Consider the following 25706-nt stretch of genomic DNA (forward strand, 5'->3'; position numbering starts at 1 on the left):
AATTCCACCGTCGGCTGCAACTCAGCACACCGCTGCAAGTCCCCATGACGGGAAGCGGGCAGGATGGCGACGATTGGGGGCGGGCCATAAGGGGCCGCAGAATCGGGCTCGGGCGAGAGGATGCATATGAAAGGTTTGTTCAACGGCGCAATCGGCGTGGCGTTGGTCGGTGTGATGTCTAGCGCCATGGCGCAGGCACCGCAGGTTGGCACGCAGGCGCCGGGTTATTTCCGGCTGGCGCTGGGCGATTACGAGGTGACGGCGCTGTTCGACGGCTACAACGATTTGTCGCCGAAGCTGCTGCAGGGCATGAGCCAGAGCCAGATTCGCGCGCTGCTGGCCCGTCGCTCGATTGAAACGCCGGGCGTGCAGACCGCGTTCAATGCGTTCCTGGTCAACACCGGCAAACAACTGATTCTGGTGGATACCGGCGCGGGCCAGTGCATCGGCGCCACTGCCGGCCAGCTCTCGGCGAACATGCAGGCAGCGGGTTACAAGCCTGAGCAGGTCGACGCGATTCTGCTGACGCACCTGCACCTGGATCACGTCTGTGGACTGGTCGACGGCCAGCAACGGCCGATCTTTGCCAATGCGACGGTTTACGCCGCCAAGGCAGAAGCCGATTACTGGCTCGACCCGCAGGCCCTCGCCAAGGCACCAGCCGGCGCGCGGGAGTTCTTCAAGATCGCTCAGGACTCTACCGCGCCATACGTCTCCGCCGGGCGCTTCAAGACATTCGCGGCGGGCCAGTCGCCGTTGCCGGGCTTGGTCGAAGCCACACTGGAAGCCGGGCACACGCCGGGCAGTACCACCTACCGTTTTACTTCACAGAATCAGAGCATCGTGTTCATGGGGGATCTGGTGCACAACCTCGCGGTGCAGTTCGATCATCCTGAGGTGGCGATCAGCTTCGACGTCAACAGCCAGCAAGCGATCAAGAGTCGTAACGCTGTGTTCAGTGCAGCGGCGGCCAGCAAGACCTGGGTAACGGCTGCGCACTTGCCGTTCCCGGGCATCGGCCATATCACCGCGGTCGACAAACACTTCCAGTGGGTGCCGGTCGAATACGGTCCCTACAAACGCGCGGCCAAAGTACCGCTCATCGAGTAAAGTGCCCATCTTTCACGTCAGGCTCAAACAAGGAAAACGTGCTCCATGAACCGAAACGATCTGCGCCGCGTCGACATGAACCTACTGGTGATTTTCGAGGCACTGATGTTCGAAAAGAACCTGACCCGCGTCGCCGAAAAACTGTTCATGGGCCAACCGGCGGTGAGCGCGGCGCTGGGCCGCTTGCGCGATCTGTTCGACGATCCGCTGTTGCTGCGCAACGGTCGCGGCATGGAACCGACGGCGCGGGCGCTGGCGATTCTTCGGGAACTGCAACCGGCGATGGACGTGATTTCCGGCGCGGTCAGCCGGGCCAAGGAATTCGATCCGGCGACCAGTTGCGACGTGTTCCGCATCGGTCTGTCGGATGACGCGGAGTTCGGCCTGTTCCCGCCGCTATTGCGCCAGTTGCAGGAAGAGGCGCCGGGGATCGTGGTCGTGGTGCGCCGCGCCAACTACCTGCTGATGCCGACGTTGCTGGCCTCCGGGGAAATCTCCGTCGGCGTGAGTTACACCACCGATCTGCCGGCCAACGCCAAGCGCAAGAAACTGCGCGACATTCCCTGCAAGGTCTTGCGCGGCGACAACCGGCCAGGCCCGCTGACCCTCGACGAATACTGCGAGCGACCCCATGCGATGGTGTCGTTCTCCGGCGATCTGAGCGGCAACATCGACGTGGACCTGGCCAAGGTCGGTCGCAGCCGCCGGGTGGTGCTTGGCGTTCCGCAATTCAGTGGCTTGCGCGCGCTGTTGGCGGGCACCGAGATGATCGCGACCGTGCCGGATTACGCGGCGTGTGCGTTGGTCGAAGGCTGTGCGTTGCGGGCTGAAGATCCGCCGTTTCCCATCGATGCGGCGCAACTGTCGATGGCGTGGAGCGGGGTGCATGACAACGACCCGGCGGAGAAATGGCTGCGGTCGCGGATCAGTCAGTTCATGTCGGTGACGCTGGATATTCCGGTGGTTTAAGCGTGCCGTTCGTCTGAATCAACCCGCAACCTGTTAGTTCTGACAGTGGTGCGTGCTCGTCTTCCCGTGTTTGATGGGCCAATGCCGAAGCGGCCAGCTATCAAGGGAAGTGAATATGGACACGCCGATTCCTGCGCTCACCCGTGACGATCTGCCACCACTGGCAATTGAAGAAAGTTCGAAGGGTTTCCTGGTGCCAGCGGCCGCCCGGTACAACCTGACGGTAACAATCGACTTCCCTTGGTTGCCAGGGGACTTTATTACGATCAAGGTGGCAGGAACTCCAGGTCCCGGTTCCTATACGTCGCCGCGAATCCCGATCGGCGGATTCAAACGCCCTTTTACGACCCACATTGACACCACATTGGTAGCATTTAATCTCGGGCTAACTGTCAGAGCCTTTTACACGCTTCACCGTGGCACTGAACCGTCTGTGGAATCACAAACTTTGCCGCTTTACATACCGCTCATCGACCAACTTGATCTGCCCCTGCCGGTGATCAAGGAGGCAAGCGACGAAGGTGAGGGCACTCACCTGGATGTGAGCGAACTGGCTGAGGTTACATTGCGTATCAGGTCATGGCTGCTGAGCAGGCGCGAGCAGTTCTTCTGGCTCCGGCTTACAGGTGTGAAGCCCGACGGCAGTGTCTGGGAGGCCTGGTATTGGAAAGCACCGGAGAATGTCGTCGGTAATGGATTCAGTCTGGGATATAAGGAGGAAAGAGTCCCTGCTGCACCGCTGCAAGGTCTGCAAAATGGCAGCGTGCTGACGATGAGATTCTGGGCCGGGCTGCAAAACAGTCCGGATCTTTCCGAGGCCCAGGCATTTGCCCATCGGAACTACATCGTCAATACAGTTGCAACCAATACGCCCGGCATATCGTCGGTCACCGATGCCGAGGGTGAAGTCCCCGATGGCGCAGACACCCGCTACACCAGCGTTACCCTGAGCGGTAGTGGTTTCGGCGCGATAGACGTCTTTGATGGTCAAACTTTTCTGGACACCGTCAACGCAGTGGGCGGTATCTGGACCTATTTGGCAAAGGCACTGACCGGAGGCCGGCATTCGTTCACGGTTCGTTTGGCAGATGGCAGCGGGGGAACGTCCAGTCCGAGGCGAATCAATGTCGTCATTCAGAACCTTGAGGTGACGATTGCCGAGGCGCCCGATAATGGCAATGTTGATCCGTTGGCGGTAGAGATGAATCTGACGGCTGTCGTGAATTACGACATGCAGCCCAACGACCGGATCAGAGTCCGCTGGACTGCTGCGCCGGGGACTCCGGCGGCGGGCTCACACACCACCAATACCCTCACAGCCGGCCCCACGCGTCCCAGGAGAATCCCTTTGCCGCTTACGCTCGTGGCGTTCAGCCTGGGCAAGCGGGTCACGGTCAGCGCCGAATATGATCGCGGCACGGCTCAGCCCGTGCCTTTGGGGCCTATTCATCTGAATGTGGGGATGATCCCGGCGGACCGGTTCATTCCTCCCGTTTTTCTCGAGGCCAATGGTACGTCGGACCTGTTCTTGGCCAGCGTGCAGGGCGGCGCAACCTTGCGCTTTGGTGTATGGCCGCATATTGCGAGATTGCAGTCACTCTGGCTGGATCTGGAGGGCGAAGACATCAACGGTGCCCCCCATAATCTCGCGATGTGGACGGGCAACGTTACCGTCAACCAGAGCTGGGTCTTCAATAACGGTTACAGCGTCATTGTTTTGTTCAGTTACTTGAAGGATCTGCGCCCCGGCAGCACGTTGACCCTGCGTTTCAGGGTCAATCTGGACACCGTCGCGAATTCGTCAACGGCTCAGGCTTTTGTCCTGCGTCAGTACACGATTCGATAGAGCGGGCGATCAAGAGCAAAGAGAGCACACCCATCCAATTTCCCCCCCGATCAATCATTGCACTATTCCCTGCAATGATTGATCAAGGGTGGGCCCATGAACGCTGTACAACGCAATGACCAGGCGCAAGATCTCGGCCTGCTGTTCCTGCGGGTGACCGGCGGGTTGTTTCTGCTGTTCGTCCACGGCTTGCCCAAGCTGCTGGACTTCACCGCGCAACTGCAACTGATCGAAGACCCGTTCCACCTCGGTGCCCACCTCACTTTGATTCTGGCGATCTTCGCCGAAGTCCTCTGCCCGCTGCTGATCGTCGCCGGGGTGCTGGCGCGTCTGGCGTGCTTGCCTATTCTCTTTGTGCTGCTGGTGGCGTTGCTGCTCGTGCATCCGCAATGGAGTGTGGCCGAAGGGCAATTCGGCTGGTTGCTGTTGATCCTCTTCACCACTGTTCTGATCGCCGGGCCGGGACGGCTGGCGCTCAATGTTCGTTTGCCCGGAGTACTCCGTTATGCCTGATGCCCAGACCCTGAAAAAACCGGGACCCGAAGAAACCGTGACGCTGATCGTCAAACACCGGGTCAAGGCCGGTTTTGAAGCGCCTTACGAAGCCTGGCTGCGCAATATCGTCAGCGTGGCGGGGCGCGAAGAAGGGCATCTGGGCGTGGACGTGATGCGCAGCCAGCAGGGCGGGCTCGCACTGTTCACCTGCGTGCTGCGTTATTGCTCGACCGAGGCGATGCAGCGCTGGCTCGATTCGCCGCAGCGTCAGAAGCTGATCGATGAAGCGGCGCCGATGCTAGCCGACGGCGACCAGACCGAAGTCAACGCAGCCAACGAATTCTGGTTCACGCCGACGGCCGAGGCCGGATCGCCGCCGCCACGCTGGAAGCAGGCTGTAGTGACGCTGCTGGTGATCCTGCCGCACACCTTGCTGGTGCCGCTGATCTGGGGGCCGTTGCTGCAGCTCAATGCCTTTCTGTCCAACTACGTGGTCGCCACGTTCCTGATCACCCTGACCATCGTGGTGTCGGTGGTTTACGTGTTCATGCCGCCGGTGACCCGTCTGTTCGCGCCGTGGCTGGAAGCCGGTCAGTCACACAAACACCTCGAATCCAATGCCAACTCGCCACGCTGAAGCGGTGGGTCCGGGCTCCGTCTCACTTATCTCGAAGGAACTGCGATGAACGCCGATCTGATTCTGTTCAATGGCCAATTTCATACGGTAGACCGCGAAAAACCCCTCGCCAGTGCCGTGGCGATCAAGGACGGCCGCTTTGTCGTCGTCGGTAACGATACGCAAGCCATGGCCCTGCGCGGCGCCGGTACGCAAGTGGTCGACCTCAAGGGCCGCTGCGTGATTCCCGGCCTCAACGACTCGCACTTGCACCTGATCCGTGGCGGCTTGAACTACAACCTCGAACTGCGCTGGGAAGGTGTACCGTCGCTGGCCGATGCGCTGCGCATGCTCAAGGATCAGGCCGACCGCACACCGACCCCGCAATGGGTGCGCGTGGTCGGTGGCTGGAACGAATTCCAGTTCGCCGAAAAACGCATGCCGACCCTCGAAGAAATCAACCAGGCCGCGCCGGACACCCCGGTATTCATCCTGCACCTGTACGACCGTGCGTTGCTCAACCGCGCTGCGTTGCGCGTTGCCGGCTACACCCGCGACACGCCGAACCCGCCTGGCGGCGAGATCGTGCGCGATGCCAACGGCAACCCGACCGGCATGCTGGTGGCGCGGCCAAACGCGATGATTCTGTACTCGACGCTGGCCAAGGGGCCGAAGCTGCCGCTGGAATATCAGGTCAACTCGACCCGCCAGTTCATGCGCGAACTCAATCGCCTCGGCCTGACCAGCGCCATCGATGCCGGTGGCGGTTTCCAGAACTATCCGGACGATTATCAGGTGATCGAACAACTGGCCAAAGACGACCAGTTGACCGTGCGCATCGCCTACAACCTGTTCACCCAGAAGCCCAAAGAAGAGCTGACCGATTTCCAGAACTGGACCGGCAGCGTCAAGTTGCATCAGGGCGATGACTTCCTGCGTCACAACGGCGCCGGCGAGATGCTGGTGTTCTCGGCAGCGGATTTCGAAGACTTCCTCGAACCGCGCCCGGACCTGCCGCAGACCATGGAACAGGAACTGGAGCCGGTGGTGCGTCACCTGGTCGAACAGCGCTGGCCGTTCCGTCTGCACGCCACCTACAACGAATCGATCAGCCGCATGCTGGATGTGTTCGAGAAGGTCAACCGCGACATTCCGTTCAACGGTTTGCCGTGGTTCTTCGACCACGCCGAAACCATCACCCCGCAGAACATCGAGCGGGTGAAAGCGCTGGGCGGCGGCATCGCGATTCAGGATCGCATGGCGTTCCAGGGTGAATACTTCGTCGACCGCTACGGCAAGCAAGCCGCCGAAGCCACGCCACCGATCAAGCGCATGCTCGCCGAAGGCGTGCCGGTCGGCGCGGGCACCGATGCCACGCGGGTGTCCAGCTACAACCCGTGGACCTCGCTGTACTGGATGGTCAGCGGTCGCACCGTCGGCGGTCTGGCGCTGTACGAAGAAGGTTTGCCACGTACCACCGCGCTGGAGCTGTTCACCCATGGCAGCGCCTGGTTCTCGTCCGAGCAGGGCAAGAAGGGCCAGATCAAGGTCGGGCAACTGGCGGACCTGGCAGCGCTGAGCGCGGACTTCTTCCATGTCGAGGAAGAAGCGATCAAGTGGATCGAGTCGGTGCTGACCGTGGTCGGCGGCAAAATCGTTTATTCCGCCGGAGACTTCGAAGACCTAGGCCCACGTGCATTGCCGGTGCTGCCGGACTGGTCGCCGGTGGTGAAAGTCCCGGGCCACTGGCGCCCGAATTCGCCCTTGCAGGCCCAGGTGCACCAGTGCAGCGGCCCGTGCGCGGTGCATACCCACAGCCATGAAAAAGCGCGGATGTCGAATGCGCCGGTCAGCGATTTCGCCGGTTTCTGGGGCGCGTTCGGCTGCTCCTGCTTCGCGTTCTGATCCTTTTGAAAAAGCGCCGCTCTGTGTGAGCGGCGCTCCCCGCAACAACCATCCATCGAGGAGTTTCACATGAGCAACGTTCCTTACAGCCGCCTGAACAAAGACGATGCCGTTGTACTGTTGGTCGACCACCAGACCGGTCTGATCTCGCTGGTACAGGATTTCTCGCCGAACGAATTCAAGAACAACGTGTTGGCACTGGGCGACATCGCCAAGTTCTTCAACCTGCCGACCATCCTCACCACCAGCTTCGATTCCGGCCCGAACGGCCCGATCGTGCCTGAGCTGAAAGAGCAATTCCCGGACGCGCCGTTCATTGCCCGCCCTGGCCAGATCAACGCCTGGGACAACGAAGATTTCGTCAAGGCCATCAAGGCCACCGGCCGCAAGCAACTGATCATCGCCGGTGTGGTGACTGACGTGTGCGTAGCGTTCCCGACCCTGTCGGCCATCGCTGAAGGTTTTGAAGTGTTCGTGGTGACTGACGCTTCCGGCACTTTCAACACCACCGTGCAACAAGCGGCGTGGGCGCGCATGTCGGCTGCCGGCGCGCACCTGTTGAACTGGTTTGCTGTGGCTTGTGAGCTGCAAGTTGACTGGCGCAACGACATGGAAGGCTTGGCGAACCTGCTGTCGCAGCGTCTGCCTAACTACCGCAACCTGATCAACAGCTATACCAAGTTCACGGCCCAGTAATTGGCTGAACAAAATGCCCGCTGAAGAGCGGGCATTTTTTTTGCGGTGTTGGTGAGTGTGTATTTTCACTTCGAAAACCAGCCCTCACCCCAGCCCTCTCCCGGAGGGAGAGGGAGCTGACCGAGTTGTTCTTTCGAGGTACATCGACCTGAAAAATCGAGTCGAACTCAGGTTTTGAAAAGCACCGAGATCGGCTCCCTTTCCCCCTCGCCCCCCTGGGGGAGAGGGCTGGGCGGGCGGCGTTCCGATGAGGGGGTTGGATTTCGAAGTTAAAGAAGATTGAAAGCCCGGTGAATTATCGCTTCTGCAACCATCCCAAAAATCCACCCTTGCGAACCGGCACAGGCTTGGCCATCAACGCCAGCCGACTGTTCTGCTGCCGCACTGCCTGCAACTTGTTCAACGCCCGACCCACTTCACTGCGCTGTTCCATGCACTGGCGGGTCAGGTTCTTGTCGAGGCGATAAATGATCGACGACGTCAGCGCCGTGAACGTCGCCTGCGAAGGCGTATCCGCGAGGATGCTCTGTTCGCCCATGACCTCACTCGGCCCCATGCGCCCGGCCTCGGTGAAGCCGTTGCCGTCCGGTACGCTGGCGCTGACCACGCCGGTGGCGATCACGAACAGGCTGTCCGGGACTTCCTCCAGATTGAGCACTACCTGCCCGGCGCTGTACTGCTGCGCGACCATCGATTCGGCGAGGCGATCGCGTTCCTCATGGCTCAGCGAGCGGAAGATTTTCACTTCATCGAGCAAGGCGCGGGCGCGGGTCGAAGGTTCGATCACGCCGTCCGGGTGCCGCGAAATGCCAGCCGCTTCGAGATGGCGGTGGGCGAGGTCGAACAGTTGATTGCGCACCTCGCTTTTCTTGCCCAGTTCGGCGATGAACCCGCTGGCCACGTATTCCGACATTTCGTCGCCGGCCTCTTTCAGCACCGCTTTCGGCGCGGGCGTCAGCAACAGACTGCTGCTGCCTTGCAGCGTGCGCTCGAGGGCGTCGAGCACCCGGCGCGGGCGAATGTGGTTCGGCACCTTGATGCTGATCGACACGCCGTGCAGGTTGTTCGGGCGGCTGAGGTTGACGATCTTGGCCTTGGCCGCCACCGAGTTCGGCACCACGGCCAGAGTGCCGGTGCTGGACAGCAGGTGCGTGGCACGCCAGTTGATGTCGAGCACCTTGCCTTCGACGCCGTCGATGACCACCAGATCATCCACCTGATACGGCTTGGTGGTGTTAAGCACGATGCCGGAAAACACGTCGGCCAAGGTGCTTTGCAGCGCCAGACCGATGACGATCGCCACCACGCCGGAAGTCGCGAGCAGGCCTTTGACCGGCAGATCCAGCACATAACCGGCCGCCGCGACGATGGCCGCCAGAAACACCAGCGCACCGATCACGTCCTGCAACAACCGGCCGCTGTGACCGATGCGGCGCATCAGGATCAGGCCGATGACTTCGGTCAGCACCCGCGCGGCGTACAGCCACCAGAGAATCCCCAGTGCCGTCGCCCCGAGTTGCGCCACCGGGTCATCGGCGAACAACGGCGCCTGCAACGGGCTGACACCGGCGTTGATGGCCAGTGCGTTGAAGCCCAGAAACAGCACCAGTCGCACAGCGACCCGTTGCGCGCGATGCTTGAACGGCACGAGATGCCAGAGCAGGGTGTCGAGCACCAGCAGCAGGGCGCTCCAGGACAGCAGGTGGGCAGAAAAAAGACTCATGAGGTGAACTCCGGCGGGCACAAAAGAAAACGCCACACCCGAAGGTGTGGCGAGGGGTTGCACTCAGTTCAGGTAGGTCTTGAGTTCCGCTGCGGCCTGGCGCACGGCGGCCTTCACCTCGGGGATTCCATTCAGCGGGTTGAGCAGACCGAAGTCATGAATCATCCCGTTGTAACGCACCGAGGTCACCGCTACACCGGCCGCATCGAGGTGGCGGGCGTAGCCTTCGCCTTCGTCACGCAGCACGTCGAACTCGGCGGTCTGCACCAGCGCGGCGGGCAGGCCCTTGAGCTGTTCGGCGCTGGCGTTGAGCGGCGAGGCATGGATCTGCGCACGCTCGGCCGGGTTGGTGGTGTAGTTGTCCCAGAACCACTGCATCATGCCCTTGGTCAGGAAATGGCCCTCGGCGAATTGCTGGTACGAGCCGTTATCAAACCCGGCGTTGGTCACCGGCCACATCAGCAACTGGAAGCGCAGGGCCGGGGTTTTCTGTTCCTTGGCCATCAGCGCCACGACTGCCGCCATGTTGCCGCCGACGCTGTTGCCGGCCACCGCCAGACGCTTGCCGTCGACTCCGATGTCCTTGCCGTGCTCGGCCACCCATTTGGTTGCCGCGTAAGCCTGATTGATCGCGGTCGGGTACTGCGCTTCCGGCGACGGCGTGTAGTCGACGTACACCGCGACCGCGCCAGAACCCACCACCAGATCACGAATCAGGCGTTGGTGCGTCGGGAAGTCACCCAGCACCCAGCCGCCACCGTGGAAGAACATGAACACCGGCAGCTCGCCCTTGATCTTGGCCGGACGCACCACTTTCAGGTTGATCGTCTGACCGTCGACCTTGATCGCCTTGTCGCTGACTTCAACGCCGGACAGGTCAACCTTCACCGAAGCCTGGGCGCCGGTCAGCACCGCACGGGCGTCTTTCGGGCTCAGTTGCTCAAGGGGTTTGCCACCGCCGGCGGCGAGGGCATCGAGGAAGGCCTGAGTGTTGTGTTCGACCCCAGTGCTTTCGGCGGCGAAGGCGTTGCCGATGGACAGGGCGAGGAGGGAAGCGGCGAGGGTTTTCTTGATGTTCATGTGCAAATCCTTTTTAAGTCGTTTGAGTTTTTATGCCTTGCGATCGGGCTGCTGTGGCGCTGGGCTTCAGGCCTCAGCAACACCGTGAGCACAGATTAATGAGGTGCCGGAAAGTGAAAAAGCGGTTATAAAGCGTTTAACTGTCAACCAGAGAGTGACAATGAACCCGTTCGAAGACATGCGTATTTTTTGCCAGGTGATGGACTCCGGCAGCTTCACGGCGGCGGCCGATCAATTGGGTCTGTCCAAGCAGTTCGTCAGCCGTCGGTTGATGCAACTGGAGGAGCGCCTCGGCGTGCGATTGCTCAACCGTTCAACCCGGCGCCTGGACGTGACGCCGCTGGGCCAGAGCTATTACGAGTCGGCGCTGCGTTTGCTCGGCGAAGTGGAATCGGTGGAGCAGGGCATCGCCGGGCAGACTGCCGAGCCGCGCGGGGCGATTCGCGTGAGTGCGCCGCTGTCGTTCGCGCTGGCGCATCTGGGCTGCTTGCTGCCGCCGTTTCTGCAGCGTTATCGCGAGGTCACGGTGGAAGTGGACCTGAGCGACCGGCCGGTGGATCTGCTGGGCGAGGGTTACGACCTGGCGTTGCGCATTGGCGTATTGGAGGACTCGACCCTGATCGCCCGACGCATCGCGTCAATCGAGCGGGTGTATTGCGCCAGTCCTGCTTATCTGGCCGAGCGCGGTACGCCGGTCAAACCGGAAGATTTGCTGGGCCACGACTGTCTGCCATACGGCCACGGGCGTTCGGTGCAGTGGCGATTCAACGCGGGGCAGGGCAAGCCGCTGCTGGTGAATGTCACCGGGCGGATGCGCGTCAACAACGGTGAATTGCTGCGGGATGCGGCGGTGGCGGGGATGGGGATTACCTATCTGCCGACGTTCATTGTCGGCGCGGCGCTGAAGGATGGGCGGCTGGTGCCGGTGCTGGACGAGTTTCGGCCGGAACCGCTGACGCTGTCGGCGGTGTACCCGCAGCATCGTCAGGCGTCTCGGCCGGTGCAGGCGTTGATCGAGTTTTTGCGGGAGCGGCTGGATCAAAATCACGTCGCTCTCTAGGTTCTGCGGCGACCTTGTAGGCACTGATGAGCCCTGTGGGAGCCGGGCTTGCCCGCGATAGCGGTGGGTCAGCAAGAGAATTTCTACCTGACCGGGCCCTATCGCTGGCAAGCCAGCTCCCACAGGGATTGCGGTGCTTTCAGTTCGGGTCAGTTGGCGCGCTTGTCATCGCCAGGCTCGCCGCCGACGTGAACACCGCGATCATCACCGGGTTCGCCCGCGGCATGCAGGCCTCGGTCATCACCGATTTCGCCGGCACGATGTACGCCATGGTCGTCACCGATTTCACCAGCGCGATGTACACCGTGGTCATCGCCGACCTCTCCGGACCGATGCACACCGTGGTCGTCGCCGGGTTCAGAATGCGTACCGCTGCGACCGGATGACGCCGTGTTGCCGGAGTGGCCCGAGCCGTGGTCACTGCCGCTGTGGCCACTGTTGCCACCGCCGCCACTGCCACTGTTGCCGGCACTGCCGCTGCCGCCGTGACCACCACCATTGCCACCGCTGCCGCCGCCTCCGTTTCCGCCACCACCGCCTCCGCTGCCGCCACCTCCATTACCGCCACCACCGCCTCCATTGCCGCCACCGCCGCCTCCGCTGCCACCCCCGCCGTTACCGCCTCCGCCTCCGCCACTACCTCCACCGCCGCCGCCACCACCATTTCCCCCATCCTTGGCCTGAACACTCGACACCCCGGACAGGCTGTCCGGAATCAGTACGGTAGACGCCGACAGGACTGCGCCGATGGCCATTGCGAGCACGAGCTTTTGAATGTGCATATCGTTCTCCGTCTTTGTTGTCTTGATTGGGAACGTGGATGTGGCTTGTTGCGTGTGATCCGACCCGTTCCCGAGGTCAGTGGATACTCGAAGCCAGTTCGAAGATCGGGATGTACATCAGGATCACGATCACCCCGATCAACAGGCCGATGAAAGTCATGAGCAGCGGTTCGAACAACCGCACGAACCACTCGATCCAGCGGCTGATTTCCTCGTCGTAGAAATCGGCGCTGCGTTCCATCATTTGCCCGAGGTTGCCGGACTGCTCGCCAGCGCGCAGCAGGCGCAGGGACACGGGCGTCACCAGCCGGTTGAGCTCAAGGGCAGTGGACAACGACTGCCCCTCGCGCACCCGCTCGCAGGCCTGATCGAGCCGTGCTCGCGAGGCCACGGTGAGCAGGCCGCGCACCATGCCCATGGCCGTCACCAGCGGAATCCCGCCTTGCAGCAGAATCCCCAGCGACCGGTAAAACCGCGCCAGCTCATACATGAAAATCCGCTGGTGCACGGCAGGCAGTTTCTCCACCAGCCGATCCAGCCCACGGCGAAACGCCGGTTGTTTTTGCAGCACGGCGAGGGCGATGACGATTGTCGCCAACAGGCCGAAAAACTCACCCTGATGCGCATGCAAAAACATGCCGCTGCTCATCAGGATCTGCGACAGCCACGGCAGGTTCGAGCCCAGCCCTTCGAACACCAGGCTGAAGCGCGGCACCACGTAACCCATCAGAAACAGCACCACGCCACCGCCGACCACCAGCAACAGCAGCGGGTAGATCGAGGCACTGACGATCTTCTGCCGCACCTCGTCCATGCGCTGGCGATAGCTCACGTAACGGCCCAGCGCATCGCCGACCGCGCCGGTCTTCTCGCTGGACTGTACCAGCGCCACGTACAACGGCGGGAACACCGCCGACAACTGGCCGAGCGCCTGGGAGAACGATTTGCCCTCGTACAGCAGCCGCACCAGCTCGCTCAAGGTTTTGCGGGCGGCGGGGGCGGTTTCTTTTTCGGCCAGGCTTTCCAGCGCATCGATCAGCGGCAGGCCGGCGTTGAGCAGGGTGGTCAGCTCCTGGCTGAACAGCACCAGGTTGAAGGTTTCACGCTTGCTCAGGCGCAACGAACGCCAGTGGCGCTCGGCATGCAGGCTGACCACGCGCAAGCCCTGATCCTCGGCGATACGCCGCGCCTCGCTCTGACCCGGCGCCTCGACGCTTAGCGACACCACCCCGGCCTTGCCCACTGCTTTGAGTTGAAATCGCATGCCGTGTGCTCCGCTTATTGCCAGTTGGTGACTTCGGCGTTTTCGCCTTCGCCGCCGGGCTGGCCGTCCTTGCCCATCGAGAGCAGGTCGTACTCGCTGTTTTCGCCGGGATAGCGGTAGGTGTAGTTACGCCCCCACGGATCCTGCGGCAGTTTTTTCTGCAAGTACGGGCCCGTCCATTTGGCTTCGTCGCTCGGTGCGGTCACCAGCGCCTGCAAGCCCTGTTCGGTGGACGGGTAGTGGCCGACCTCCAGCCGGTACAGATCCAGCGCCTTGCTCAGGCCTTCGATCTGCGCCTTGGCAACCTTCACCTCGGAGCGCCCCAGCTGGGCGAAATATTTGGGCGCGACGATCCCGGCCAACAGGCCAAGCACCACCAGCACCACGAGCAGTTCGAGCAGGGTGAAACCGCGTTGGGCACGCGGACGAAAATGCAGCTTCATGATGACCTCCCGTGAGTGGCAGCCGTGTCGCCGAAAGGGCTTATGCAATTGCCATGCTCAGCCCCCGAAAATTCCGGCGGTCAGGCTGAAGCCCTTGTATTACGGGCTTTTCCAGAGTCGGCACAGTGCTTGCGTACGGCTGATCAACGACGGGTCAGTGGGGCATTTCCCCCAATTTTTCGGGGCCTGTCAGGGGAGGCCCAATGATCCATTCATTCACTGCAGGACTGCTCGGCTGCGTGCTGTCGGTCGGTGTCGCACAAGCCGATGTCTTCGTTTCCATGGACGCCAAGGGCAGCTACGTGCTGTCGAACGTCCACCGTCCCGGACGCACTTACGAGCGGGTGATTCGCGAAGCCGATGCGCCCCTGGTCAGCCTTGACCAGCAACCGCAATTGATCGCCAACCAGCCCTACGCCGAGCTGGTGTCAGCGGCGGCCAGCGCCAATCACCTGCCCGAGGCTTTGCTGCACGCGGTGATCAAGTCCGAATCCAATTACAACCCCGGTGCCACCTCGCCCAAGGGCGCCGGCGGACTGATGCAATTGATGCCCGACACCGCCCGCGAGCTGGGGGTGAAAGATGTCTACGACCCCAAGGCCAACATCCAGGGTGGGGCCAAATACCTCAAGCGCCTGATGACCCTGTTCGACAACGACATCGCCCTGGCCGTAGCGGCCTACAACGCCGGGCCTGACGCGGTGCTCAGCCGCGGCCGGGTGATCCCGCCGTTCGCCGAAACCCAGCGTTACGTCCCGAGCGTTTTGCGTCAGTACCGGCGCCTGCAGGGGCTGGCGGTGGATGCGCCGTTGTAAAGCTTTTTTTGAAAATCCAGCCCCGGCTTTCCCCACTATCGGGGCAAACCGATGGCCCCGGAAAAGTGGGGAATCGGGTGGGGAATATCCCCCGGGTTCTCAAGTGGTTTGTGTAACTGATTGAGATGAAAAGCAATTTTTTGTGGCACGCGGATTGCTCCAAGGGGTTTATCGAGAATCGTTCCCTGTGAGCACCCACTACGAGGTTTCCGATCATGGTTGGCATTCACCACGCACCGCCCCTGTTGAACTGGCTGCTGTTGCTGGTCTCGATGCTCAGCGTCGAACTGGCCAGCGCCGCCGTGCGCTGCGAGCGCAATCTGGTGGCCAATGTAGTCGCCTTCGATCAACCGCTGATGTTCAACCGCCTCGGTGCGCAGAATGCCAACGGCATGATGTACGCCTTGCGCCGCGATGTGGTCGATGAGCATGACGTCTCGCTGGCCTATGGCGGCAGCGCGGTGCCGGGCAAGGTCTCGCTGCGTGCGGACAAGCGTCCACGGCCGCTGGTGCTGCGGGTGGCCGCCGGTGATTGCCTGACGATCAACCTGCAGAACCTGCTCGACTACCAGGCCAACCCGAACAAGCATTTCGAAGGGCCTGAAGGCGAGGAGGGCACCGTGAACCCCGGTGGCGCCGATGCCTTCAAGGTCGACGAGCAGGTAGCCGACCGCCATGTCGGTTTCCAGGTCAACGGCCTGCAAGCGGTGAACAGCATCGACGACATTTCCTCCTACACCGGGCGCAACGCCAACACCCTGGTGCCGCCGGGCGCGAGCCGTTCGTACGTGCTGTACGCCGAGCGCGAAGGGGCGTTTGCCGTCAGCAGCCGTGGCGCGACATTCGGCGGGGAAGGCGCGGCCGGCAACACCGCCAATGGCCTGTTCGGCCAGGTCGTGGTGGTGCCGAAGTCGGGACGCACCTATCGCAACACCCTCACTGAAGAAGAAATGCGTCTGGCGACCACCGGCCGTACACCGGCCGGTCACCCGATCGTCGATTACCAGGCCCGCTACCCGCAGCGCGAACCGTGGCTGCGTGAAGGCAAGGCCGGCACGCCGATCATCAGCATGGTCGACGGCAACGAAATCATCTCCAGCGAAAGCGACGCCATCGTCATGGGCAGCAACGCCGATGGCAGTTTTGCGCCCAGCACCTATCCGCTGGAATCTGTAGGCAAACGCAACCCGGCGATCCCCAACCGCCTCGAGCCGTTTCGCGATTTCGCCTCGCAGTTCCAGGACGAAACCGCCGCCACCCAGGCATTCCCCGCCTACTGGGCCGACCCGGTCATGGCCCATGTGCTGGAGCCGACCCGCGACTCGTTCATGATCAACTACGGTTCCGGGGGCATGGGCGCTGAAGTGGTCGCCAACCGCCTCGGCGTAGGGCCGATGCACGATTGCCTGTCGTGCGCCTACGAAGAATTCTTCCTCAGCTCGCACACCGTCGGCGACGTGGCGATGCTGGTGGACGTGCCGGCCAACACCGGGCTTGAGAACATCGCCCCTGGCCAGACACCCAGCGCCGATCAGGTCGGCGTCAAGGCCACCATGGCCCTGTATCCCTCGGAGCCTTCGAACGTCAACCACAGCTACATCGGTGACTTCGTCAAATTCCGCAACACCCATAACGGCCACGAACAGCACATCTTCCACCTGCACGGCCATCAGTGGCTGTTCAACCCCAACGACGACAACTCCGATTACGTCGACGCTCAAGGCATCGGTCCGGGCGCCGGCTATACCTACGAAATCGCCAACGGCGGCTCCGGCAACCGCAACCGGGTGGCCGGCGATGCGATCTATCACTGCCACTTCTACCCGCATTTCGCTCAGGGTATGTGGTCGATGTGGCGGGTGCACGATGTGTTCGAAGAAGGCACCCGGCTGGAAGTCTCGCAACAGGGCGCCGATGGTTATCACAGTGAACCTTACGCCCTGCGCAGCGGTAAACCGGCCGCCGGTGCCCGCGCCTTGCCGGATGGCGAGATCATTGCCGGCACGCCGATTCCTGCCGTCGTGCCGCTGCCCGGCAAAGCCATGGCCCCGATGCCGGGCAAAGTGGTGGTGGTGCCGAAAATCGGTGAAACCCTGGTCGCCGGCCACGATGACGACGATGAGGAAGAAGAGGGCGATGACGACGGCGAACACCACGGCGGTAACGGTGGTTCGCAAGCCATTGGCTCACTGGCACTGGTTGATCGCAGCGAAGCCAACCGCAACGCCGACGGCAGCCTGAAAAACCCTGGCTATCCGTTCTGGATCGGCGGCATGGAAAGTTCGGTGGGTCAGCGTCCGCCAACCCCACCGCTGGACATGCTCGACGCCGCCACCGCGCAATCCTTGAAAGCCAGCGGCAAAGCGCTGTGGGCCAACCTCGACCCGAATCAGTCCGGCGGCTGGGACGGCGGCTTGCAGCGTCACACCCTCGACGGGGTGTCGGCCGGAGGTGAGGCGCACACCGTGACCACCTCGCTGGACTTCTCCAAGGAAGTCACCCGCGCCAAACCGATTTACCTGCCCGAAGAGGGCACTGAAGTGGAACAGGCCGCGATGGCGTTCCACGCGAAAAAGGATCACCCAAGCTTTGCCTTGCTGCCCGGCAACCAGATCGTGGCCAAGGCCTTCCGCACCAACGGTGCCTTGCCGATTGCCGGCGCGCCGTACTACGAACCGTGCATGGACGACCGGCAAAAACGCCTGACCAGCAGCGCCGGCAGCGGTGAATTCGCCAGCGGCGACCGGCTGGACGGCATGTCCTTCGTCGGCGCCTCGACTTTCACCGCCGACCGGCCACGGATCTACAAGGCCGCCAACATCCAGTTCGACGCGGTCTACAACAAGGTCGGTTATCACTTCCCGCAAGCCCGGATTCTGGCGCTGTGGGAAGACGCCTGGCCGGTGATCACCAAGCAGCGTCCGCCAGAGCCGCTGGTGATGCGCATGAACACCTTCGACTGCGTGCAATACCAGCAAACCAACCTGGTGCCTGCCACCTACGAGATGGATGACTATCAGGTGCGCACGCCGACCGACGTGATCGGCCAGCACATTCACCTGCCGAAGTGGGACCTGACGGCTGCCGACGGTTCTTCCAACGGCTGGAACTACGAGGACGGCGTGCTCTCGCCCGGTGCTGTTCAGGAACGCATTCACGCGATCCGTGAATTCAACCAGTGCGAGGGCACCGACCCGCGCGACGGCACCCAGGCGTGCCCGAAAGCCAAGGCGCATCCGTTCTTCGGTCAGTTCGGGCGCAGTGACTGGATGGGCGCGCGCACGGCCATGCAACGCTGGTTCGTCGACCCGGTGGTCAACGCCAAGGGCGTGGATCGCGGGCTCGGCACCATCTTCACCCACGACCACCTCGGCCCATCGACTCACCAGCAGATCGGCCTGTATGCCACGGTGCTGGCGGAACCGGCCGGTTCCACCTGGTTCCACGCCGAAACCGGCGAGCCTCTGTACAGCGGCGCGCGCCAGGACGGCGGGCCGACCTCGTGGCAGGCGGTGATCAACACCGGCGACCTCGACGGCGACGGCAAGAACGACAGCTTCCGTGAGTTCTTCCTCGAATACAGCGACTTCCAGCACGCCTATGAAGCCGGTGTGTACGTGGGCGCCGGCCCCAACGGTGTGCCGAATCCGCAAGCCTTCCCGGCCACCGCCGACAGCTTCCGCTACGCGATCAACCCGCCGGTGCGCAACAACGCCAGCACCCTTCTTGAAGGCGTGCTGGAAGTGCAGGGCGGTCAGGTGCCGGGCTGCCCGAGCCGGCCTTGCCCGCAAGCGATCTCCGTGGATGATCCGGGCATGTTCGTCGTCAACTATCGCAACGAGCCGCTGGCCCTGCGGGTCTACGATCCGAACAAGGTCGGCCCGGACGGCAAGCGCGGCATGCAGGCCGACGGCCTCGGCGGCGATCTGGCGTACGCCATGCAAAGCCGCACCGACCGCGCGATCCCGGCGATGAACCTGGCACCGAACCTGGTGACGGCCGCCACCGGCCCGACTGGTGGCATCACCCTGTTCCCGCCGCACATCAACAAGGGCGGCAGCGAGCCGGGCGACCCGTTCACCCCGATGCTGCGCACCTACACCGGCGACAACGTGCGTCTGCGGGTGCATGCCGGCGGCCACGAGGAAGAGCACAACGTCACCCTGCACGGCGTGAAGTGGCTGCAGAGCGGTTCCGGTTTCGGCAACAGCTCCAACTCCGGCTGGCGCGCCTCGCAGATGATCGGCATCTCCGAACAGATGGGCTTCATCGCACCGGTGTCGATGCTGTCCAGCTCTGCGGCGACCACCGGTGACTATCTGTACTCGATGGACGCTTCGATCGAAGGCTACTGGAGCGGGATCTGGGGCGTGATGCGCAACTACACGGCCAAACGCAATGACCTGTTCGCCATCCCCAACAACCCGAGTCCGGCGGGCATGCGCAACACCGTGGCGTTCGAAGGCAGTTGCCCACGGATCAGCGCCAACCCCAACGGCATCGGCACCCGGCCGACGGTGCAGCGCAACTATGAAGTGGTCGCGGCGCTGGCCAACGACATCCTCGGCAATTCGCTGGGCCTGAGCATCGGCGATTCTGCCGGGCTCGGTCAGCATGTCGGCGGGCCGCTGAATCCGGCGGGCGGCACCCTGGTGCTGAACTCGCGCACGGTGAGCATCCCGCAGGTCACGGTGACCGATCCGGAGGACGGCGAGACCATCACCATCGGTGGCCAGAGCGGGCCGCTGCATGATCCGACAGCGATCCTGTACGTGCGCAAATCCGACCTCGATCCGGTCAGCGGCAAGCTCAAACCCGGCATTCCGGTCGAACCGCTGGTGCTGCGCGCAGCGGCCGGGGACTGCATCAACATCACCCTGGAAAACCGTCTGCCGAGCGTGATGCCCGACCTGACCCAGACCGCCGTGATGCAGGGCATCGTCAAACGTGATCGCAACAGCGGATTGGGCTCGACCACCTTCAGCAACAACCTAATGCGGCCGTCCAGCCACGTGGGGCTGCACGCGCAACTGCTGGCCTATGACATCACCAAGTCCGACGGTGCCAACGTCGGCGCCAACCCGGTCCAGACCGTGCCACCACGGTTGGGCAGCAGCGGCGCCTACCCGACCCGGACTTATCAGTACTACGCCGGGCACCTGGAGCGTGAAGGCAAACCGGTCACGCAACTGGGGCGCAGTGTCGACAACATCAACGCCACGGCCGTGGAGTTCGGTGGCCTGAACTTCACCCCGGCGGACGTGATCAAGCAACCGCAAAAAGGTCTGGGTGGGGCGATGAGCATCCTGCCGATCGGCGCGACCTGGGTCGACGATGCGCGCAAGGTCAACGCCACGGTCACCGCACCGGGGCAGACGACTTACCGCGACTTCGCGATGGTCTGGCACAAGGCGCTGAACACCCGCTGGGCCAATGGCCGGCCGGTCGAAGGCATTGCGGCCGAGGGCTTCGGTGTACCGACCGATCCGCAGGACAACTCGAGCATGGCCATCAACTACAAGACCGAACCGCTGTGGTACCGCTTCGGCCTCGCCCCGGATGCGCCGTTCGGCCATGCCGATGGCGCGGGTTACGGCGACATGACCAACGCGCACATGGCCTACAGCAATGCGCTGGTGGGGGGCGATCCACAGACGCCGGTGCTGTATGCCAAACCGGGTCAGCCGTTCCGTACGCACATCCTGATGCCGAGCGGCGGCAGTCGCGGCACGACGTTCCAGCTCGACGGACACGTCTGGTCGCTCAACCCGTTCCAGGCCGAGAAGAGCGACACCGGCGGCTACCCGATGGGCACGCCGGGCGTGGGTTCGGTGCGCTTCGGCTACAACCCGATGTCGATGTACATCGGCGCTCACGAAAGCATCCTGCCGGCGGCGCACTTCAGCTTCATGATCCCGAGCGCCGGGGGCAGCAACGCGATACCGGGGGACTACCTGTTCCGCGATTACGGCGCCTATGGCAACACCTCGGGGCTGTGGGGATTGCTGCGGGTGACCAATGAGCCGGAGCCGGCGCCGCCTGCTCAGTAGGTGCCAATGCGCAACCTGTGGGAACCGGTGAACCCGCTCCCACAGGTGGGGACAGGATTTGTAGGGGAGAGCGACATGAACAGGATCATCAACATCATCGGCGTCTGCCTGCTGGCAATGGTCGGCGCGCTGCTCACGTTGAGCGAGATTGCCCTGGCGCAAACCGGCGCAGGCCAGGTGCTGACCCGCGACGGCGTGTCGATCGCCTTCGATCTGAAGCCGCTGGCCAGCGACGGTCAGTTGCGTGAGGGCGAGTTCGCCGACGTGCAGTTTCGCGTCACCGACGGTGCGTCCGGCCAGCCGTTGTCCGGTGTGGCGCCGGGGGCGTGGATCGATCCGCAAGCCGTCGCCGCCGATCAGGCCCAGGGCCGTGACCAGAGCTGCAAGTCGCGGGTCGGCACGTTCCTCAAATCCAACATCGGCGCGCGGCCGCTGCTCGACCTCAACAGCTATTTCCTGCTGGTGATGAACCGCGATGCCAGCGTTTCGGTGGTCGATCCGTCAGTCTCGGTCGGCGGTATCACCAGCACCCTGGCGCGGATCGAACTCAAGCAGTCGCCGATGGACTGGGTCACGCCCAGGGACAACAAAAAGGTCTTCGTGTCGATGCCGAAGGCGGGGGAAGTGGCGGTGATCGACAGCGAGCAATTCAAGGTCATCGACTCGGTGGCCGCCGGCAGCCAACCGGTGCGGGTCGCCCTGCAACCGGACGAGCGTCTGCTGTGGGTCGGCAACAACGCGAGCAAGGCTGAAGAGTCCGGCGTTACGGTGATCGACACCCAGAGCCTCAAACCGCTGAAACACCTGGCGACCGGTCGCGGCCACCACGAAATCACGTTCAGCAAGGACAGCCGTTTCGCCTTCGTCAGCAACCGCGACGACGGCACCCTCAGCGTTATCGACATCGCCAGCCTGAGCCTGGTTCAACAGGTCAAGACCGGCTCCAGCCCGTTGTCGGTGGTGTATTCGCCGCTGTCCGGCGCGGTGTACGTGGCGGATGGCAAGGACGGCACCGTCACCGTGATCGACAGCAACAGCCGAGCTGTGAGGCGGGTGATCAAGCTGCAACAGGGCCTCGGCCCGATGGGCTTCAGCGCCGACGGCCGGTTTGGCGTGGTGCTGAACACGGTGGAAAACCGCGCCACGGTGATCGACGCAGCCAACGATTCGGCGATCCATGATCTGGAAGTCTCGGCGGAACCCTATCAAGTGGTGTTCACCCAGGCCTATGCCTACGTGCGCGGACTGGCCTCGCCGAAAGTCACCATGATCAACCTGTCTTCGCTCGGCGAAGGGCGTCAGCCGATTACTCAAGGTTTCGAGGCCGGGCCGCAGCCGCCAAGGCTGGCCGGGGATCTGCCGCTGGCATCGAGCCTCGCGGTATCGCGCGATGACAACGCGGTGTTTGTGGTCAACCCGGTGGACAACACCACCTATTTCTACGCCGAAGGCATGAACGCGCCGATGTCCGGTTACCCCAACCGTGGGCAGATCGCCCGTGCTGCGCTGGTGATCGACCGCAGCCTGCGCGAAGTCTCGCCGGGGCTCTACAGCGCCCGGGTGAAACTGCCGGCGGCGGGGCGCTTCGACGTGGCGTTCCTGCTCAACCAGCCGAACATCATTCATTGCTTCAGCGCCCAGGTGGTGTCCGATGGCGCGCCGGAAAAACACCTGGGTGCGGCCAAAGTCGAGTTCCTGCTGGACAAGACAGCCGTGGCCCTCAACGACCCGTACGTGGTGCGCTTTCGTATCGTCCAGGGCAAACAGAAGATCCAGCGCAGCGGCGTGACCGACGTGCAGTTGCGCTACTTCCTCGCGCCGACTTCCCGGCCCCGTGAAGTGGCCGCACGGGAAGTCGCCGACGGTGTGTACGAAGCGCCGGTGACCCTCGACCGCAGCGGCGCCTGGTACCTGCATGTGCGCGCGGCCTCGCTGGGCGCCGGTTTCGACGACAAGACCTTTGCCAGTGTCCGGGTGCTGTCCGGCCAGACTCAGTGACGAGGAAAAGACCATGAACCGATTTGCATCCCGTGGCCTGCTGACCCTGTGCCTGTTGGCCGTCGGTATCCAGCAGGCCAGCGCCCACTCGGCGGACGAGCATGCCGGGCACACGGCACCGGCCGCCAACAGCCAGGAGCACGCCCAGGTCAAGTTCGCCGACGTGCCGCTGCTCGACCAGAACGGCAAGACCGTGCACCTGGAACAGGATCTGGTGCACAACAAGATCGTGGTCATGAGCTTCATCTACACCAGTTGCACCACGGTCTGCCCGGTGGTCTCGTCAATCATGGGCAAGGTGCAGAAACAGCTCGGTGCCCGGGTCGGCGCGGAAGTGCAGCTGGTGTCGATCAGCATCGACCCGCAGCGCGACGACCCGAAACGCTTGCAGGATTACGCCCGCACCTTCCAGAAAGGCCCGGGCTGGAGCTGGCTGACCGGTTCGCCGCAATCAATCAGCGCCACCCTCAAGGGCCTCGGCAGTTTCAGCGGCGACTTCAAGAATCATCAGCCACTGATCCTCGTCGGTGACGGCAACAGTCGCCACTGGACGCGCTACTACGGCTTCACCGACCCGGCACTGCTGGCCAAGGAAGTCGAGAAACTCAGCGGCCTGCGCACCCACGCCAAACACACCGCGATTGCCATGGAGCAACAACCATGAGAACCCTGGACTGGATCACCCTGACGGTGTGTTTCTGGATTTTCAGCGCCATGGCCCTGGCCCACGAAGGCCACGAACAACCGGCACCGGCAACGACAACGACCAGCGCTGCGCCCGCACCGGTCAAAGGCACCCACGACGCGAAAACCTGGTTCACCGACACGCCGCTGCTGGATCAGAACGGCGACGTCCAGCGTTTCTACAGCGATGCACTGCACAACCGCGTGGTGCTGCTCAACGTGATTTTCACCAGTTGCAATGACGCCTGCCCGCTGATCACCCGCAAGCTCAAGGAAGTCCGCGAGTTGCTGGGCGACAAGGCCGACGGCATCACCTTCATTTCCCTTACCAGTGATCCGCTGCGCGATACGCCGGCGGTGCTCAAGGCTTACACCTTGAAGCAGGGCGCCGATGACCCTCACTGGCTTTTCCTCACCGGCGACAAGGCGCAGATGGACCTGGTGCTGGGCCGCATCGGTCAGATCGTGCCGACGCCCGAGCAGCACTCGACCCAGTTGATCGTCGGCGATGTGGCCAACAAACGCTGGAGCAAAATCCGTCCCGACGCCCCGGCCGCCGCCATTGCCCAGCGCTTGCAGCTGCTGACAATGCCCGTGGCCGGCCGCTGAGTCCGCGCCATGAACCTCGGCCGCGTCCTCGCCCTGATCCTGCTCGCTGGCGTCAGCCTCGGCGCGGCCGCGTTGCCGCTGACCGATGAAGAAAGCGCCGGCAAGCGCCTGTACCGCGAAGGCCTGTCCGCCAGCGGCGAGCCGATCATGGCGCGGGTCGGCGCGGCGGACGTGTTGCTGCCGGCCACCAGCCTGCCGTGCGCCAACTGCCACGGCGCCGATGGTCTCGGCCGACCCGAAGGCGGGGTGCGTCCGCCGGAACTGAACTGGTCGCGGCTGACCAGCATCCACGGTCAGCAACAGATCAATGGCCGCAACTACCCGGCCTACACCGACAGCAGTCTGGCGCGGGTGATCCAGCAGGGCCGCGACCCCGGCAACAATCGCCTCGACCCGAGCATGCCGCGCTTCCTGTTGTCGATGAAGGATCAGCGCAATCTCACGGCTTACCTCAAACGCCTCGCCGATGACCGCGATCCGGGGCTCGATGACCAGACCTTGCATTTGGGCACCTTGCTGCCCAGCCAGGGGCCACTGGCCGAGGAGGGCGCTACCATCGCGGCGGTGCTCAACGGCAGCGTTGCGCGGATCAATCAGGCCGGCGGCATTCACGGTCGGCAGTTGCGCCTGACCGTGGCCGATCCCGGCCCGGATCGCGCCAGCGCCGAACAGGCCCTGCAACGGCTGATCGAGGAAGAGCAAGTCTTTGCCCTGATTGCACCGCTGGCCCCGGCGCTGGACAGCGAACTGGCGCCTCGTCTGGAGCAGTCCGGCGTGCCGCTGATCGGGGCCCTGTCGTTGCTCGGCCCGGTGCAGGCCAGCCCACAGATTTTCGAGCCGCTGCCGGGCCTGCGCGAGCAACTGATCGCGCTGGCCGATTACGCCACCGCCAGTTTGCGAGTGCTGCAAGGGCCGACGCTGATTGCCTATCCCGATGACCCGGCCCAGGTGCTGGCGGCGCAGACCCTTGGCCGCTATCTGCAGGAACACGGCTGGGAAAAAGTCCATCTGCAGGCCTACGACCCGGCGGCGGACAGCTTGCCGCTGGGCTCACGCTCGGTGTTTTACCTGGGCAGCGGCGGAGGTTTCAGTCGGCTGGCGGCCGGATTGCAGAATGCCGGGCAGGTGCCGTACCTGTTTGCCGCATCGAGCCAGGTGGCGGGGGATTTGCTGCAAGTGCCGGAGGGTTTTTCCCGGCGGGTGTTTCTGGCGTATCCGTTCGTGCCCAGCGACTGGACCCAGGCCGGGCGCATGGCGCTGACGCTGTTGCGCGAGCATCAAGGCCTCGGCGCCCAGCACGCGGTGCTGCAAGTCGGCGCCTACGCCTCGATGCTGTTGTTCAGCGAAGGCATGAAGCAGGCCGGCCGCGATGCCAGCCGCGAAAAACTGGTGGCGGCGCTCGAAGGCCTGCACGACTTCGACACCGGCCTGACCCCGCGCCTGAGCTTCGGCCCTGGCCGACGATTGGGCCTGAGCGGGGCGCACGTGGTCACCGTTGACTTGCCCGACCAGCGTTTTTATCTGGTCGCTCCCTACAAACCGATTATTGCCACGCCCTGAC

The 25706-nt window shown here is 63.2% G+C and carries 19 protein-coding genes; 14 read left to right on the top strand and 5 right to left on the bottom strand.

Annotated features, from left to right (window positions below; all coding sequences use genetic code 11):
- Nucleotides 1-126: 126 nt before the first annotated feature.
- From ABFB52_RS11225 to ycaC, 7 genes are all read left to right on the top strand, one after another.
- Complete coding sequence (locus ABFB52_RS11225; protein WP_129973536.1) at nt 127-1110, top strand: MBL fold metallo-hydrolase; 984 nt, start codon at nt 127-129, stop codon at nt 1108-1110.
- 45 nt (nt 1111-1155) lie between these two features.
- Complete coding sequence (locus ABFB52_RS11230) at nt 1156-2079, top strand: LysR family transcriptional regulator (protein ID WP_007956084.1); 924 nt, start codon at nt 1156-1158, stop codon at nt 2077-2079.
- A gap of 115 nt (nt 2080-2194) precedes the next feature.
- Nucleotides 2195-3925 (top strand): hypothetical protein, encoded by a 1731-nt coding sequence (locus ABFB52_RS11235; RefSeq protein ID WP_129973535.1) that lies wholly within the window; start codon nt 2195-2197, stop codon nt 3923-3925.
- Between the two features lie 96 nt (nt 3926-4021).
- Entirely contained in the window at nt 4022-4438 is a 417-nt protein-coding gene (locus ABFB52_RS11240) for a DoxX family protein (protein WP_039771512.1), read from the top strand.
- Nucleotides 4431-5057: an antibiotic biosynthesis monooxygenase gene (locus tag ABFB52_RS11245; protein WP_085747771.1), complete on the top strand. Its 627-nt coding sequence runs from the start codon at nt 4431-4433 to the stop codon at nt 5055-5057. Before ABFB52_RS11240 ends, ABFB52_RS11245 begins: the two co-directional genes overlap by 8 nt.
- Nucleotides 5058-5102: 45 nt before the next feature.
- The gene (locus tag ABFB52_RS11250; protein WP_085747770.1) at nt 5103-6941 is read left to right on the top strand and encodes an amidohydrolase; all 1839 of its coding nucleotides are present in this window, start codon (nt 5103-5105) and stop codon (nt 6939-6941) included.
- Nucleotides 6942-7010: 69 nt separating this feature from the next.
- Nucleotides 7011-7637 carry an isochorismate family cysteine hydrolase YcaC gene (gene ycaC / locus ABFB52_RS11255; protein ID WP_039771508.1) on the top strand — a complete coding sequence of 209 codons (627 nt, stop codon included), beginning with the start codon at nt 7011-7013 and terminating at the stop codon, nt 7635-7637.
- 295 nt (nt 7638-7932) lie between these two features.
- On the opposite strand, the gene ABFB52_RS11260 is transcribed toward ycaC, so the two are convergent.
- Entirely contained in the window at nt 7933-9360 is a 1428-nt protein-coding gene (locus tag ABFB52_RS11260) for a mechanosensitive ion channel family protein (protein ID WP_129973534.1), read from the bottom strand.
- Nucleotides 9361-9423: 63 nt separating this feature from the next.
- A complete protein-coding gene (locus tag ABFB52_RS11265) occupies nt 9424-10440 on the bottom strand; it encodes an alpha/beta hydrolase (RefSeq protein WP_129973533.1) in 1017 nt (338 codons plus the stop codon).
- Nucleotides 10441-10600: 160 nt separating this feature from the next.
- Between ABFB52_RS11265 and ABFB52_RS11270 the strand changes: the two genes are divergently transcribed.
- Complete coding sequence (locus tag ABFB52_RS11270) at nt 10601-11500, top strand: LysR family transcriptional regulator (RefSeq protein ID WP_064378896.1); 900 nt, start codon at nt 10601-10603, stop codon at nt 11498-11500.
- 149 nt (nt 11501-11649) lie between these two features.
- On the opposite strand, the gene ABFB52_RS11275 is transcribed toward ABFB52_RS11270, so the two are convergent.
- From ABFB52_RS11275 to gspG, 3 genes are all read right to left on the bottom strand, one after another.
- Entirely contained in the window at nt 11650-12282 is a 633-nt protein-coding gene (locus tag ABFB52_RS11275) for a hypothetical protein (protein WP_346836126.1), read from the bottom strand.
- A 76-nt stretch (nt 12283-12358) separates the two neighbouring features.
- Entirely contained in the window at nt 12359-13546 is a 1188-nt protein-coding gene (locus tag ABFB52_RS11280; protein WP_007956102.1) for a type II secretion system F family protein, read from the bottom strand.
- Between the two features lie 14 nt (nt 13547-13560).
- A complete protein-coding gene (gene gspG / locus ABFB52_RS11285) occupies nt 13561-13989 on the bottom strand; it encodes a type II secretion system major pseudopilin GspG (RefSeq protein ID WP_007956107.1) in 429 nt (142 codons plus the stop codon).
- 203 nt (nt 13990-14192) lie between these two features.
- Between gspG and ABFB52_RS11290 the strand changes: the two genes are divergently transcribed.
- The 6 genes from ABFB52_RS11290 to ABFB52_RS11315 all read left to right on the top strand — a co-directional run bounded on the left by ABFB52_RS11290 (nt 14193) and on the right by ABFB52_RS11315 (nt 25705).
- Nucleotides 14193-14804: a lytic transglycosylase domain-containing protein gene (locus ABFB52_RS11290; protein WP_064378899.1), complete on the top strand. Its 612-nt coding sequence runs from the start codon at nt 14193-14195 to the stop codon at nt 14802-14804.
- Between the two features lie 215 nt (nt 14805-15019).
- Complete coding sequence (gene mnxG / locus ABFB52_RS11295) at nt 15020-20854, top strand: manganese-oxidizing multicopper oxidase MnxG (RefSeq protein ID WP_129974136.1); 5835 nt, start codon at nt 15020-15022, stop codon at nt 20852-20854.
- A gap of 75 nt (nt 20855-20929) precedes the next feature.
- Nucleotides 20930-22852 carry a cytochrome D1 domain-containing protein gene (locus ABFB52_RS11300; RefSeq protein ID WP_129974137.1) on the top strand — a complete coding sequence of 641 codons (1923 nt, stop codon included), beginning with the start codon at nt 20930-20932 and terminating at the stop codon, nt 22850-22852.
- 13 nt (nt 22853-22865) lie between these two features.
- The gene (locus ABFB52_RS11305; RefSeq protein ID WP_011333425.1) at nt 22866-23516 is read left to right on the top strand and encodes an SCO family protein; all 651 of its coding nucleotides are present in this window, start codon (nt 22866-22868) and stop codon (nt 23514-23516) included.
- Nucleotides 23513-24145: an SCO family protein gene (locus ABFB52_RS11310; protein WP_085748470.1), complete on the top strand. Its 633-nt coding sequence runs from the start codon at nt 23513-23515 to the stop codon at nt 24143-24145. The genes ABFB52_RS11305 and ABFB52_RS11310 overlap by 4 nt, the downstream gene beginning before the upstream one ends.
- Before the next feature lie 9 nt (nt 24146-24154).
- Nucleotides 24155-25705 (top strand): ABC transporter substrate-binding protein, encoded by a 1551-nt coding sequence (locus ABFB52_RS11315; RefSeq protein ID WP_102688627.1) that lies wholly within the window; start codon nt 24155-24157, stop codon nt 25703-25705.
- The last annotated feature ends 1 nt before the right edge of the window (nt 25706 follow it).

The sequence above is a fragment of the Pseudomonas sp. 9.2(2024) genome, from assembly GCF_039695385.1.
In the GTDB taxonomy this organism is placed as follows: domain Bacteria; phylum Pseudomonadota; class Gammaproteobacteria; order Pseudomonadales; family Pseudomonadaceae; genus Aquipseudomonas; species Aquipseudomonas paraglycinae.

Bases quoted from the DNA above. Each gene is read 5' to 3' on its own strand.
- ABFB52_RS11270 (WP_064378896.1), top strand. From the start codon at position 10,601: ATGAACCCGTTCGAAGACATGCGTATTTTTTGCCAGGTGATGGACTCC.
- ABFB52_RS11230 (WP_007956084.1), top strand. From the start codon at position 1,156: ATGAACCGAAACGATCTGCGCCGCGTCGACATGAACCTACTGGTGATT.
- ABFB52_RS11280 (WP_007956102.1), bottom strand. From the start codon at position 13,546: ATGCGATTTCAACTCAAAGCAGTGGGCAAGGCCGGGGTGGTGTCGCTA.
- ABFB52_RS11245 (WP_085747771.1), top strand. From the start codon at position 4,431: ATGCCTGATGCCCAGACCCTGAAAAAACCGGGACCCGAAGAAACCGTG.
- ABFB52_RS11240 (WP_039771512.1), top strand. From the start codon at position 4,022: ATGAACGCTGTACAACGCAATGACCAGGCGCAAGATCTCGGCCTGCTG.
- ABFB52_RS11300 (WP_129974137.1), top strand. From the start codon at position 20,930: ATGAACAGGATCATCAACATCATCGGCGTCTGCCTGCTGGCAATGGTC.
- ABFB52_RS11265 (WP_129973533.1), bottom strand. From the start codon at position 10,440: ATGAACATCAAGAAAACCCTCGCCGCTTCCCTCCTCGCCCTGTCCATC.
- ABFB52_RS11225 (WP_129973536.1), top strand. From the start codon at position 127: ATGAAAGGTTTGTTCAACGGCGCAATCGGCGTGGCGTTGGTCGGTGTG.
- ABFB52_RS11305 (WP_011333425.1), top strand. From the start codon at position 22,866: ATGAACCGATTTGCATCCCGTGGCCTGCTGACCCTGTGCCTGTTGGCC.
- ABFB52_RS11310 (WP_085748470.1), top strand. From the start codon at position 23,513: ATGAGAACCCTGGACTGGATCACCCTGACGGTGTGTTTCTGGATTTTC.
- ABFB52_RS11275 (WP_346836126.1), bottom strand. From the start codon at position 12,282: ATGCACATTCAAAAGCTCGTGCTCGCAATGGCCATCGGCGCAGTCCTG.
- ABFB52_RS11315 (WP_102688627.1), top strand. From the start codon at position 24,155: ATGAACCTCGGCCGCGTCCTCGCCCTGATCCTGCTCGCTGGCGTCAGC.
- ycaC (WP_039771508.1), top strand. From the start codon at position 7,011: ATGAGCAACGTTCCTTACAGCCGCCTGAACAAAGACGATGCCGTTGTA.
- ABFB52_RS11260 (WP_129973534.1), bottom strand. From the start codon at position 9,360: ATGAGTCTTTTTTCTGCCCACCTGCTGTCCTGGAGCGCCCTGCTGCTG.
- mnxG (WP_129974136.1), top strand. From the start codon at position 15,020: ATGGTTGGCATTCACCACGCACCGCCCCTGTTGAACTGGCTGCTGTTG.
- gspG (WP_007956107.1), bottom strand. From the start codon at position 13,989: ATGAAGCTGCATTTTCGTCCGCGTGCCCAACGCGGTTTCACCCTGCTC.
- ABFB52_RS11235 (WP_129973535.1), top strand. From the start codon at position 2,195: ATGGACACGCCGATTCCTGCGCTCACCCGTGACGATCTGCCACCACTG.
- ABFB52_RS11290 (WP_064378899.1), top strand. From the start codon at position 14,193: ATGATCCATTCATTCACTGCAGGACTGCTCGGCTGCGTGCTGTCGGTC.
- ABFB52_RS11250 (WP_085747770.1), top strand. From the start codon at position 5,103: ATGAACGCCGATCTGATTCTGTTCAATGGCCAATTTCATACGGTAGAC.